General features: G+C 37.6%; 13 protein-coding genes. 4 read left to right on the top strand and 9 right to left on the bottom strand.

The annotated features are described in order from the left end of the window. Positions 1–14 precede the first annotated feature (14 nt). Complete coding sequence (locus HNQ94_RS15685) at positions 15–746, bottom strand: MBL fold metallo-hydrolase (RefSeq protein WP_174497198.1); 732 nt, start codon at positions 744–746, stop codon at positions 15–17. 129 nt (positions 747–875) lie between these two features. On the opposite strand from HNQ94_RS15685, the gene yhfH reads away from it, so the two are divergent. Next, positions 876–1,004: a protein YhfH gene (yhfH, locus tag HNQ94_RS15680; RefSeq protein WP_174497197.1), complete on the top strand. Its 129-nt coding sequence runs from the start codon at positions 876–878 to the stop codon at positions 1,002–1,004. Positions 1,005–1,128: 124 nt separating this feature from the next. Here yhfH and HNQ94_RS15675 read toward each other — a convergent pair whose 3' ends face one another. Further along, positions 1,129–1,302 (bottom strand): hypothetical protein, encoded by a 174-nt coding sequence (locus HNQ94_RS15675; RefSeq protein ID WP_174497196.1) that lies wholly within the window; start codon positions 1,300–1,302, stop codon positions 1,129–1,131. A 162-nt stretch (positions 1,303–1,464) separates the two neighbouring features. Here HNQ94_RS15675 and HNQ94_RS15670 point away from each other — a divergent pair, with 162 nt between their 5' ends. Then, the gene (locus tag HNQ94_RS15670; protein WP_174497195.1) at positions 1,465–2,706 is read left to right on the top strand and encodes an aminopeptidase; all 1,242 of its coding nucleotides are present in this window, start codon (positions 1,465–1,467) and stop codon (positions 2,704–2,706) included. 75 nt (positions 2,707–2,781) lie between these two features. Beyond that, positions 2,782–3,516, top strand: coding sequence for a gamma-glutamyl-gamma-aminobutyrate hydrolase family protein (locus HNQ94_RS15665; protein WP_174497194.1), 735 nt, complete (start codon positions 2,782–2,784; stop codon positions 3,514–3,516). A gap of 285 nt (positions 3,517–3,801) precedes the next feature. On the opposite strand, the gene hemY is transcribed toward HNQ94_RS15665, so the two are convergent. The 4 genes from hemY to HNQ94_RS15645 all read right to left on the bottom strand — a co-directional run bounded on the left by hemY (position 3,802) and on the right by HNQ94_RS15645 (position 9,517). Continuing rightward, positions 3,802–5,205, bottom strand: coding sequence for a protoporphyrinogen oxidase (gene hemY, locus HNQ94_RS15660; protein ID WP_174497193.1), 1,404 nt, complete (start codon positions 5,203–5,205; stop codon positions 3,802–3,804). Beyond that, a complete protein-coding gene (gene hemH / locus HNQ94_RS15655; RefSeq protein ID WP_174497192.1) occupies positions 5,198–6,142 on the bottom strand; it encodes a ferrochelatase in 945 nt (314 codons plus the stop codon). Before hemH ends, hemY begins: the two co-directional genes overlap by 8 nt. Before the next feature lie 14 nt (positions 6,143–6,156). After that, positions 6,157–7,194 carry a uroporphyrinogen decarboxylase gene (gene hemE, locus HNQ94_RS15650; protein ID WP_174497191.1) on the bottom strand — a complete coding sequence of 346 codons (1,038 nt, stop codon included), beginning with the start codon at positions 7,192–7,194 and terminating at the stop codon, positions 6,157–6,159. Between the two features lie 142 nt (positions 7,195–7,336). Beyond that, positions 7,337–9,517: a transglycosylase domain-containing protein gene (locus HNQ94_RS15645; RefSeq protein WP_174497190.1), complete on the bottom strand. Its 2,181-nt coding sequence runs from the start codon at positions 9,515–9,517 to the stop codon at positions 7,337–7,339. 131 nt (positions 9,518–9,648) lie between these two features. On the opposite strand from HNQ94_RS15645, the gene HNQ94_RS15640 reads away from it, so the two are divergent. Further along, positions 9,649–10,152, top strand: coding sequence for an antibiotic biosynthesis monooxygenase family protein (locus HNQ94_RS15640; protein WP_174497189.1), 504 nt, complete (start codon positions 9,649–9,651; stop codon positions 10,150–10,152). Between the two features lie 541 nt (positions 10,153–10,693). Here HNQ94_RS15640 and HNQ94_RS15635 read toward each other — a convergent pair. The 3 genes from HNQ94_RS15635 to HNQ94_RS15625 form a co-directional block, all read right to left on the bottom strand. Further along, positions 10,694–11,104, bottom strand: a complete 411-nt coding sequence (locus tag HNQ94_RS15635; protein WP_174497188.1) for a thioredoxin family protein — start codon at positions 11,102–11,104, stop codon at positions 10,694–10,696. A 2-nt stretch (positions 11,105–11,106) separates the two neighbouring features. Then, positions 11,107–11,538, bottom strand: a complete 432-nt coding sequence (locus HNQ94_RS15630) for a disulfide oxidoreductase (protein ID WP_174497187.1) — start codon at positions 11,536–11,538, stop codon at positions 11,107–11,109. Between the two features lie 129 nt (positions 11,539–11,667). Beyond that, the gene (locus HNQ94_RS15625; protein ID WP_246200040.1) at positions 11,668–12,312 is read right to left on the bottom strand and encodes a response regulator; all 645 of its coding nucleotides are present in this window, start codon (positions 12,310–12,312) and stop codon (positions 11,668–11,670) included. Positions 12,313–12,319: the final 7 nt, after the last annotated feature.

Here is a 12,319-nt window from a genome sequence, read left to right as displayed (position 1 = left end):
CCCCCACTTTACGTTCATGACCCATAGGAAAGATCTTCTTCTGCAAGTTTAATTGGACCATTAAATAGCTGTTCTGCTTCTACTTTAAGCTTCATTGTGTCTCCAAAGTGAGGTAAGTGCGTTAACCATAGTTCCCCTACTCCAGCATCTCTTGCTAGTTTTCCACACTCTTCACTTGTCATATGTCCTGGTCCGCTTCCATCCATTCCTTCATAAAAGCTACATTCTGCAATCAATAAATCTGCCCCTTTACAGAATGTTATCAGTTCCTCAAAGTAACTCGTATCGGCAGTATATACAATTGTTTTTTCTCCATCACTAATTCGCATCGCATAACAAGGAACTGGATGCTTTGTTTTTAAAAATTGAAACGTTAAAGGGCCTAAAATAAGTGTATGAGCGGGATCATAAGCAATTCCTATAGTAGATTGATGACTCAAATTAGCAAACTTCTCAGCTTCCTCTTGATGACCATAAATCGGCAATATTTTATTTGTTTGATGTATCGCATTTTGAACGAGCATAGCATATTGCATTGGCCCAATATCCGCAACATGATCATGGTGATAGTGGGACAAAACAATCGCATCTAATTGGGTTGGATTAAGCCTACGTTGTAACCTAGAAAGTGCTCCACTTCCACAGTCAATCAAGCAATGAAATCCATCTTTTGATACTAAATAACTAGAAGTTGCCGATTCCGCCTCAGGATATGCCCCCCAATAACCAATAGTACTTATTTGCATGACAAAACTCCTTTTTAAAAATTTTTATAAAATTACCAATTATTATATAACAGACTATTGCATATTTCATTGTGTTATAATACAATACTACTAACAGAAACGAAAAAACAAAAAAGTGGAGGGATCTAGATGCTAAGTATTTTAGAATTTTTCCGAAACCTGCCTCGTAAAAACTGTTCCGTTTGTGGTAGTCAAATAGACGAGAAAGCTGATTGCTATGGTAATCTTTGCGATGAGTGTGATCATCCAGCGCGATAAAATTTAGTTCCTATTCAGAGCGGTTAACATTAACTGCTCTTTTTTTATTGTTCTAATCTGTATCATAACACATGCTTATAAGTAAAAAAGAGATGCCGCTGCACCTCTCCAACCATGATATAAATTAAGTATTATTACCTTTTAGATTAAACAATTCCTGTTCAATAAAGCTTGCCTTTTCATAAATTTTTATCACTTTACTTATTAGGAAACTACTGAATACACTTGTTAATATAGCACTTCCCACCCCTAGCCAAATAATCAATTTTAATTTATTTTTATTTCCCATACCTAACATTAGTTTCACCCTTTTATTTTGATAAGTAGTATTATTTGTTAGGCAAAGGACTTTATACACGCCATGTAGAAAATTATAAAAGCAAAGAAAAATGCTTTAAAACTTTTGTAAGAAATTTCGTATTATGAAATAATATAAAAGATAATAAAGGAGGAATAAAACATGACTAATTTCCAACAAAATCTAGAAAAATATGCAGAGCTTGTTCTTCGTAAAGGAGTTAACATTCAAGATAAGCAAACTCTAATGATTAGTGCACCAACAGAAGCAGTTGAATTCGTACGTGTTGTAGCAAAAAAAGCATATGAATTGGGTGCAAAAGATGTACATATGAACTGGATGGATGAAGAACTTACTCGCTTAAGATATGAACATGCTCCACTAGAAGTACTTGAAACGGTTCCACAATGGGTTGTTGACAAGTACGATTATTTTGCAGAGGATGGGGCTGCTGTATTATCCATAAAACCATCAAATCCTGATCTTCTTAAAGGTATTGATGCTAGTCGTATTGCTGCGTCTAATAAGGCGAGCAGTCAGGCAATGACCAATTTCCGTAACTATACAATGAATGACCGCTTAACGTGGTGTGTTGCTTCCGTTCCTGGAAAAGAGTGGGCAAAAAAGATTTTCCCTGATGCAACAGAAGAAGACGCTGTTGAAAAGCTGTGGGAACAAATTTTCCGTATTACTCGTGCCAATCATGAGGACCCGATTGCTTCATGGGATGAACATAATAAAACATTAGCAAAAGTAAAAGACTTCCTTAACAAAAAGAACTTTAAAAAATTAATCTATAAAGCACCTGGAACTGATTTAGAATTAGAGCTTCCTGAAAACCATGTTTGGAAAGGTGGAGCCTCCCCTACAGAAAAAGGTATCCCATTTAATGCAAACATTCCTACAGAAGAAGTTTTCTCGATGCCACATAAGTACGGGGTAAATGGTACGGTTAAAAATACGAAGCCATTAAACTATGGTGGAAATCTTGTTGATAACTTTACGTTAACATTTAAGGATGGAAAAATTGTAGACTTCACTGCTGAAGAAGGATATGACACGTTGAAACACTTACTTGACACAGATGAGGGAGCGCGTAGACTTGGAGAAGTTGCTCTAGTACCACACGAATCACCAATTTCACAATCGGGATTAATTTTTTACAACACGTTGTACGATGAAAATGCTTCTTGTCACTTAGCATTAGGAAAAGCATATCCGACAAGTATTCAAGGTGGTTCCAACATGAACGACGAAGAACTTGATAAACATGGGGTTAACAATAGCCTGATTCACGTCGACTTCATGATGGGTTCTGCGGAATTAGATATTGATGGTGTAACAGCTGACGGGAAAACCGAAGCTGTCTTCCGTCAAGGCTCTTGGGCAATTGATTTTAACTAACCAAATAAAGATGAAGATTAAGCCATTGTCAGAAATGATAATGGCCTTTTCGAAAAAAGTTATAGGGGAGAAATAATGAAACCATTAATCGGAATAACATCATCGCTGGAAGTAGACCAAGAAACTGCACTAGTAAGCTACGATAATATTAATGCTATTTCTAAAGCAGGCGGCGTACCAATTATCTTACCAAATCTTGCCATAGAGGAAGATATCGATCAACTCGCAAACAAGTTAGACGGTCTATATGTAACTGGTGGATATGATATTGATCCCACTTTATTCGGTGAGGAACCCCATATAGGCTTAGGAACGATTACGCCAGCTCGGGATAAGTACGAATTGGCACTACTCAAAAGATTTTTAGAGTTAGATAAACCGATACTAGCAGTTTGCCGAGGTCTTCAAATCCTAAACATAGCTGCAGGTGGGAACATGTATCAAGATATTTACTCACAGATTAGTGAGCCGTTACTACAACATAGTCAAAATGCACCAAAAGGGCATGCATCCCACTTTGTTCACATACACCCTAACACAAAGCTCTATGAAATTACAGGTGTAGATAAAATAAAGGTGAATAGTAGACATCATCAAGCAAACAAGTATGTTCCTAATTCATTTCAAATCTGCGGGGAGGCAACTGATGGTATAGTGGAGGCCATGGAAAGTAACGTCCATCAATTTGTACTAGGATTACAATGGCACCCGGAAAACCTCGCATCTACAGGTGATGAAGTTTCTATAAAAATTTACGAAGCTTTTTTGGAAGCATGTACAACTAAAGTGGTTGCTCCAAAAGTTTATTAACTTTTGGCTGCAACCTTTTTTATTTGTCGCGACTTTGTTATATGTCGATCAACCTTTATTGATTATTGAGCTACTCTTGTAGGTAGTCGGGTTACTTTTACAGTCTATTGAGCGATTTACATCTTTTATTGCGCCACTTTCTCCGTTTATTGCGCGACTTTCACCGTTTATTGCGCGACTTTCACCGTTTATTGCGCCACTTTCACCAGCAATCGCGCCACTTAGGTATAAAGACCCATCAAAAAAACATCCAGCCATATTTCAGACTGGATGTTTCTCTCATCATTAATTTTTCAAATAATCCAACACTAACTTTACCGCTTCTTCCCCTTGATCAATACAATCAGGTATGCCAATTCCTTCAAATGAGCTGCCTGCTAGAAATACTCCAGGTAAATACGAATTCATTTGCCCTTTTATTTCAGCGAGTCTATCTTTATGCCCTACAGTATATTGAGGCATTGCATTTTCCCATCTTGTCACCACTTTAAATTGTGGTTTTGCTTTTATATTCATTGTTTTATTTAAATCTTTTAAGACGATTTCTTCAATTTCATCATCTGATAACTGTACTACTTCTTGATCATTAGGACGCCCAACGTAACAACGTAGAAGTGCTTTTCCTTTTGGCGTTGTATGTGGCCACTTTTTATGCGTCCACGTGCAGGCAGTTATCCGGTGGTCACTGTTCCGAGAAATAACGAAACCCGTACCTTCAATATCTCTTTCAATGTCTGATTCATCGAATGCCATAGCAACGTTGGCAACAGATGTCGCTGGCATTTCTTTGAAGCTCTTCATGAAATCATATTGACTAAATAACTTCTGTGTAACAAAGTGTGGCGCTGCCATAATAACTGTTCTTGCCTTCACTACTTGTCCGCTATCCAATAATAGATCGTAGTAGTCATCCTTTTTCTCGATATGACTTACAGCTGTGCCTTTGATCACAGTCCCTTCATCAAGCTTATCTTCTACAGCTTCGACTAGTGACTGTAGTCCTCTTTTCAACGTTAAAAACATACCCTGCTTTGGCTTATTACTAGGACTTTTCGGCATTGTATAGTTTAAGCCTTTTACGAGACTTCTATATTTTTGCTCCAGGTGATAAAAGTTAGGAAAAGTAGACATTAAGCTTAGGCGATCAATGTCACCTGCATAGATACCAGATAAAAGAGGTTCTATTAAGTTTTCAACTACTTCGTCCCCTAGACGTCTCCGGAAAAATTCTCCTAAGGACTGGTCATCCTTTGGTTCGCTTTTCGGTAAGACAAAATCACCTGCCGCTCTTAATTTTCCTCGTACAGAAAATAAACTAGAAAATAAAAACGGCTTAACACGTGTAGGAATTCCCATAAATGACCCTTGTGGCATTTTATGTAAGCTCCCATTAGCTAAAATAAACGATTGTCCAGAAGACACCGTAACTAACTCATCCTCTAGCCCAACGTTTATTGCCAAACGTGATGCGCTCTTTTTTCTAGCTAAAAAGGAATCCGGACCACGTTCAATCGTAAAACCATCCTGATGGAGGGTGTTAATCTTGCCTCCAAGCTCGTTAGTTGCTTCAATAAGCAGTACTTGATAAGGCAAGTTGTTGGTCTTAATTTCTTGTTGTAAATAATAAGCAGCGGTTATACCTGCTATACCGCCGCCTACTATTACAATCTGTTGTTCATGATTAGCCATGAAGAGCACCACTTTTAATTTTTGTTAATACGACATCTGCTAAAGTTGCAATAAATTTAGGATGGCTATTTGGCATTTCTGGTCGGTAATAACTTGCACCTAATTCATCACATACAACTTTACACTCATAATCATTATCGTATAAGACTTCTAAATGGTCAGAGACAAATCCAACTGGCGCATACACAAATGTACGATAACCTTTTTGTTCAAATAATTCACGAGTTAAATCTTGAACATCAGGACCTAACCAAGGATCTGGTGTATTACCTTCACTTTGCCAACCAATTTCATAATTTTTAATTCCTGCTTTGTCGGCAATTAAGTCAGCCGTTTCTTGCAGCTGCTGAGGGTATGGATCACCGTTTTGTAATATCTTCTCAGGTAAGCTGTGCGCAGACACGATTAAAGCCGCTTTGTCTTTTTGCTCATCTGTCATTTTGTCATATACTTTATTGATTTCTTCAACCCAATAATCAATAAAGCCTGGTTCATTATACCAGCTTTCTACGGAATGCATCGTGATACCATATTTCTCTGCTTCTTCTTGCGCCCTTCCATTGTATGATTTCACACTGAAAGTTGAGTAGTGAGGAGCCAATACAATAGTTGCAGCCTCTTCAATTCCGTCTTTAGCCATTTGCTCAACAGCATCTTCAATAAAAGGTTCAATATGCTTTAAGCCTAAGTACATCGTAAAGACAATTTCATCTTGTACTTCATTTAACTTTTTCTCTAATGCTTCAGCTTGCTCTTGCGTAATTTTCGCTAATGGAGAAATACCACCAATAGCTTTGTAACGACTTGTTAAATCCTCTAACATTTCGGGAGTTGGCTTTCTACCATGACGAATATGTGTGTAATATCTTTCAATGTCTTCCTCTTCGTATGGCGTACCATATGCCATTACTAGTAAGCCCATTTTTTTCTTTGACATTAACAAACACCTCTCTACTTAGATTGAACTGTATATTCGTGAATAAACGCTGTTAAGCGCTTCAGTGTATCCGGATTAACATCAGGAAACACGCCATGTCCTAAATTAAAAACGTATCCTGGTGTCTTCATCCCTTGATCTAAAATAGGTTTCACTCTTTCTTCAATAATGGACCAATCTGTTAACAGAATAGCAGGATCTAAATTACCTTGGACCGTCTTTTGGATTCCTAGACTTCTAGCTTGATCAATAGAAGTTCTCCAATCTAAACCAATTACATCAACAGGAAGATCATTCCACTCTTTCAATAGATGCCCAGTTCCTACTCCAAACATTATCGTCGCAGCATCTTCCTCTTTAAGCGCTGCAAAAATACGTTCCATCGTCGGTTTTATGTAGACGCGATAATCTGCTGCACTCACTGCTCCGATCCAAGAATCAAAAATTTGAACAGCACGAGCTCCTGCTTTAATTTGGGCTTTTAAGTATCGAATCACTAAATCCTCTAATTTATCCATTAGCAAAAACCAATTTGCTGAATCTCCATACATGAGTGCCTTCGTCTTATTGTAATCTTTCGAAGGACCACCTTCAATCATATAACTTGCAAGTGTAAAAGGAGCTCCACTAAAACCGATTAATGGAACATTTAATTGTTCTTTCGTTAATATTTCAATTGTTTTTAATACGTAAGGAACATCGTTTTCAGGATCGAGCTCTCCAAGACGCTCAATATCCTCTTTTCTTCTAATCGGGTTATCAATAACCGGCCCAATTCCTGCTTTAATATCAACGTCAACTCCGATTGCAGGTAAAGGGGACATAATGTCTTTGTATAAAATAGCAGCATCCACATTATAGTGATCTACTGGTAGTTTGGTTACATAAGCACACAATTCAGGTTGGTGGGTAATTTCGAATAAAGAGTATTTTTCCTTTAACTTACGATATTCAGGCTGTGAGCGACCCGCCTGACGCATATACCACAAAGGTACATAATCTGTTTTCTCTCCTCGAAATGCCTTTAAAATTGTATCGTTAAATTGACTCATCCATACTCACCCTTCGTCTCTTTTCGGACTTCACGCCCAAAATGCTTCTTATATGGTAAACTAAAATGCTCTAACTGTACACAAAACAGCTTTGATTGTCACGAAATTGCCTTATTATAATAAAAATTAGATTAGAATGAATCTAATCAGTTGACGCTTCGTTTGATTTTTGTCCCACTTGACCAGTTAATGGGTTAAATGGAACAACATAATACGTCTTTTCATCAAAGATAGATGCTTCTTTGTCCTCATATCTACTTTTACCTTTTACTTCAGCAATTAAACGAGAACCGTCTGAAGTTTTCTCGTATATACGATAAATAATCCTCTCATCAGTAGCTACACTCCATTGGAGGGTTGCCCTCACCCCTGACAAAAATCCAAACGATTTTTCCGCAGTAAGATCTTGTATAACAGGTAATGTTATTGGTTCCGGAAGATCTTCTACGTTATTTGGTTTTTGAAATGCTGCAGCTAATTCCACCTGATTATCTACTTCCGATAGTATCTGTTTGAACAATGCGGTTGGTACACTACTTCCTTCCGTTAAATAGTGTTCCTCATCTGTCTTATCATAACCAAGCCAGACAGCCCCTACATATTCCGGAGTATACCCAACAAACCAGACATCCTTCATACGATTAACTAAAGTTGGGTGTTCTGTTGAACCTGTTTTCCCCGCAAGTTCTTTGTTATAATCACCCGCTGTACCTGTCCCTTGTTCTACTACAGCCTTGAGCATTTTTGTCATGTTCCAGGCCGTTTGCGAGGAAAATACTTTTGTGTCGACAGCTTCACTAGTAGCAATGACGTTCCCTTTCCTATCCTCAATATGAAGGATAGCGTAAGGATCAGTGACCTTTCCATCGTGAATAAAGGAACGATATGCTTTTGCCATTTGAAGAGGTGTCACACCTTCTGAAAGACCTCCTAGTGCTAAAGCGAGGTTTTCATCTGGTAAATTGATTCCCATCTGACTGAGGTATTCCTTGGAATAATCTAGTGAAATTTCGTTTAATAGCCAGACTGCAGGGGCATTTTTTGATTTCTGTAACGCCTCATACATACTGACCTCACCCAAGTACTGATTGTCATAGTTTTTTGGTATATAACCTCCGTTGTAAGTCATTTGTTCATCCTTTAGCATGGAGTATGGGGAGTACTTTTCCATCTCCAATGCTGGACCATATACAGCAAGAGGCTTCATCACAGATCCTGGCTGTCTATTTACGAATACTCGATTTAAATCACCACGTTGGAATTGTCTTCCACCAATAGCCGCGACAATTGTACCGGTTTTTGCATCTAATAAAACAAAAGCACCTTCTTGTCCTTCACCTGTCCCAGTAAAATATTGATCGTCTTGAAAGGCCTCGTATGCAGCTTGTTGGACAACTGGGTTAATTCCGGTAACAATTTTGTAACCTCCACGATAAATTTCATTTCGGCTAATATGATGTCTTTCCTCAGCTTCTTTCAATACAAGATCAACGTATGTTTCAATCCATGGCCTATTTTTTGGTTCACCCTGTTGGAGGCCCATTGTTCGTCCTTGTAACGCCACCATTTCCTCCGCATTAATCATATTAAGTTGTTGCATACTGGAAAGGACAATGTTTCTTCTTTGAATTGCCTTTTCAGGATAATCAATAGGAGAATAATTACTTGGTGCTTTTGGTAATCCTGCTAATAAAGCTCCTTCTGACACAGTTAAGTTTTGAACACTTTTTCCGAAATAAAATTGAGCAGCTTTTTCAATCCCATATACACCATGGCCAAAATAAATTTCATTTAAATAATACTCTAAAATCTTTTCTTTACTAAATTCTCTTTCTAAATAAATAGCACCCATCACTTCTTGGGTTTTGCGTAACCATGCCTTGTCGTTTGTTAAATAAATATTTTTTACTAATTGTTGCGTAATCGTACTTGCACCTTCTACTTTATCGAATGCAATAATATCTTTATACAATGCACGGAGAACAGAGAAAAAGTCTACACCGGCATGGTCATAAAATCGTTTATCTTCAATAGCAATAAAAGCATCTTGAACATGCTTTGGAATTTGGTCAATCGAGACGAAAGTTCTGTTTTCACTGTATAAGGTTGCGACTTCTACTCCATCTACTGTTTCAATCACAGTTGCTTCTGAGAGAACAAACCCTTTTTCATCGACAACCATTTTCCCACCTAGTAATATAAGGTAAAAGCCAATGATACTTATAAGGATTGTAGTCGCACTAAAAATGAGACCCCATTTTACAGCAGGATGCTTTAATTTTTTTAGCGATTTATGTAATATTTCCTTACTATCAAATTTCATGTCTGAGCACCTCTCTGTTGTTTAAAACAACAACACACCATATTATACTGTATTTTCTTTTTCGTTGTTAAGGTTATAACGAAAAGTCGAATTTTTGCAAATTATATCAATTAATGGAAAGGAGAAAAACAATGAAAGTAATGATGACAAATGGAACAGTGGACTTTTTACAAAAGTTACAACAGAAACACCCAGAAGCAAATATGTTAGTGATGGAGAACGCCAATGGTGGGCTTGCTTATTATGAGGGGAATAACGACGACTTATTTGAAGAAGAGCGTGTATATGAGACAGTGGATCAGGTGGGAGAGTTAAAACCAGATGGATATGTTGTGATGAACAACATCCCAGTTACGGATGAAGGTCGTCCCATTTTTGAAGATCGCTTTAAAAATAGAAAGGGAAATATAGAGGGAATGCCGGGCTTTACTGCACTAAGAATATTGCGTCCACTTCAAAGCTCAACATATGTTGTGCTAACCCAATGGGAAGATGCCAATAGCTTTCAAAATTGGAAAAGCTCCCAAGCATTTGAACAAGCACATCAAAATACCGATGCACATAAACGAGACCGCCCTTCCTTTAGTGCAGGTCCAGCTTATGTTACCCAATATAACCTTGTTAAACCCCATTAAATGAATGTTTGTTATAAGACTCTTTTCGTAAAGAGTATGTTATTTATTCGCATGTAATAGAAACTGCGACGTAACTTGATGTGTGGAAATCCAACCGCTACGGAAATACACTACGCTTTCCACGGGCTCGCGCTGAGCCTCCTCACTCGCACAAAACGCTCGCTGTGGGGTCTCAACGTCTTCGCTGTTCCGTAGGAGTCTACGTGTATTTCCTTCGCTAAGCATGTGCTCTCTTTCTTGCTTTCAATTCAAGTACCAGTTGAAAAGAGAATTCAAATACGTGGTGGTTTTCCGCGAGGAGGCTGAGGCCGTGCCCGTGGAAAGCGAAGTATTCTGCCGAAGCGGTCATATAGCACTGACCATATTACAAAGTTACTTCGCAGTTTAAGAAAATTGTGTAAAAAAACAATCGATTAGAAACCAGCCTTTCGTAAAGAATATTGTTATAGGACCCCCTGATCAAGTCTCTACTCTCACTTATCAATATCATAAAGTATTAAAAAAAACGCGGATAACCATATATTATGGCTATCCGCGTTTTTTATTGAAGCACTTTATCGTTAAAAAATGACTCAAAGTTTTCTTTTGGCTGAGACCCTTGTACACGACCTTCTTCTTCTCCATTTTCAAAATGAATAAGCGTTGGTGTTCCTTCTAAAGCATATTCATCCCAAGCCCCACCATATTCTAGAACATTTAACAGCTGGACATTCACACCCATTTCTTCTGCTAAAGGAACAAGAACAGGAGTTGTTTCTAAACAATATTGACACTCAGGACTATAAAAATAAATAGTTGCCGATTCACCAGCACTTAGAGTTTCTTCAAGCTCTGATGGTGTTATTTGATTTTGGTAGTAATCTGGTTCTTGTGCTTTTTGATATTGAACGACAGCAATTAGAGCACCAAATAATACAATAATGATGGCACTAAATATAATTATTTTTTTCATTTTTAGGACAGCTCCTTTTTCTGTTTACGTAAAATCACAATATACATGACCATAATGGACGTAAAGGCTACAAAAGCCAAAAACGGAATAGTAATAAAACCGAAGTAGTTTATGTATTGGATAGTACAAGGTACTTGTCCACATAAGCCATCTGAGGACACCCCAATAAACTTTTGTAAGGAATAATGATAAAAAGAAAGTGGTGCGCCAATTAAACTTAAAATGAAGCCTGGTAATGCGATGTTTACATCTTTTTTCACATATGCTACACCAAATATGATAACTAATGGGTACATTAGAATTCGTTGAATCCAGCACAGCTTACACGGAACAAATTGCATCACTTCTGAATAAAACAAACTCCCAAGTGTTGCGACAAATGCAAACACCCACATGGCAAAAAGTATATTTTCTGTAGCTTTACTTAATTTCATTCTTGATATTCTCCTTATAAGGTACGTATTCCTATGTATTATACAAGGCTTTACACATTTATGAAAGTAGAGATGCTTGGATCAATATAAAAGAAAAGTTGGGGTTTCACCCCAACTTTTTTATCTCGTTTATTTATCACGCATTAATCCGTTTCGATGCGCATATACAGCTGCTTGAGTTCGATCTTGAACCCCAAGCTTACTCAGTACGTTACTTACGTGTGTTTTGACTGTTTTAATACCAATAAATAGCTTTTCGCTAATTTCTTGATTCGTTAAACCGTTCCCGATACAGATAAGTACTTCCTTTTCTCTTTCTGTTAACTCTTCGTGGGGCATAGATTCGTTCTGTCTAAACCTATTCATCATCTTCCCCGCTACTTTTGGCTCAATAACATTTTCTCCCCTTGCAGCTTTTTTTATAGCCGTAACAATTTCATCAGCTGAAGAGGTTTTAAGCATATAACTAAATGCACCAGCTTCTAATGCTGGAAACACCTTTTCATCATCATAATAACTTGTTAAAATGATAATTTTACATGTGGGATGAAATGACATAACTTGCTTCGTTGCCTCAATACCATTTCCGTTTTCCATCATTAAATCCATTAACATAACATCTGGCTTTTCAATCTTTGCAAGACTTGCTCCTTCGTTTCCACTTGAAGCTTCTCCAACTATTTCCAGTTCATCTTCCGTCATTAAATAAGTAATAATGCCTTTACGTACTACTTCATGATCATCGACAACTAACACACGTATTGGATCACCCAAAGTCTTC

The sequence above is a fragment of the Salirhabdus euzebyi genome (assembly GCF_014207435.1).
In the GTDB taxonomy this organism is placed as follows: domain Bacteria; phylum Bacillota; class Bacilli; order Bacillales; family Alkalibacillaceae; genus Salirhabdus; species Salirhabdus euzebyi.
The sequence above is the reverse complement of the archived record's forward strand: the minus strand, read 5'-3'. Positions and strand labels throughout refer to the sequence as shown.

Coding starts and splice junctions, on each gene's coding strand:
- HNQ94_RS15685 (WP_174497198.1), bottom strand. CDS start 746: ATGCAAATAAGTACTATTGGTTATTGGGGGGCATATCCTGAGGCGGAA.
- yhfH (WP_174497197.1), top strand. CDS start 876: ATGCTAAGTATTTTAGAATTTTTCCGAAACCTGCCTCGTAAAAACTGT.
- HNQ94_RS15675 (WP_174497196.1), bottom strand. CDS start 1,302: ATGTTAGGTATGGGAAATAAAAATAAATTAAAATTGATTATTTGGCTA.
- HNQ94_RS15670 (WP_174497195.1), top strand. CDS start 1,465: ATGACTAATTTCCAACAAAATCTAGAAAAATATGCAGAGCTTGTTCTT.
- HNQ94_RS15665 (WP_174497194.1), top strand. CDS start 2,782: ATGAAACCATTAATCGGAATAACATCATCGCTGGAAGTAGACCAAGAA.
- hemY (WP_174497193.1), bottom strand. CDS start 5,205: ATGGCTAATCATGAACAACAGATTGTAATAGTAGGCGGCGGTATAGCA.
- hemH (WP_174497192.1), bottom strand. CDS start 6,142: ATGTCAAAGAAAAAAATGGGCTTACTAGTAATGGCATATGGTACGCCA.
- hemE (WP_174497191.1), bottom strand. CDS start 7,194: ATGAGTCAATTTAACGATACAATTTTAAAGGCATTTCGAGGAGAGAAA.
- HNQ94_RS15645 (WP_174497190.1), bottom strand. CDS start 9,517: ATGAAATTTGATAGTAAGGAAATATTACATAAATCGCTAAAAAAATTA.
- HNQ94_RS15640 (WP_174497189.1), top strand. CDS start 9,649: ATGAAAGTAATGATGACAAATGGAACAGTGGACTTTTTACAAAAGTTA.
- HNQ94_RS15635 (WP_174497188.1), bottom strand. CDS start 11,104: ATGAAAAAAATAATTATATTTAGTGCCATCATTATTGTATTATTTGGT.
- HNQ94_RS15630 (WP_174497187.1), bottom strand. CDS start 11,538: ATGAAATTAAGTAAAGCTACAGAAAATATACTTTTTGCCATGTGGGTG.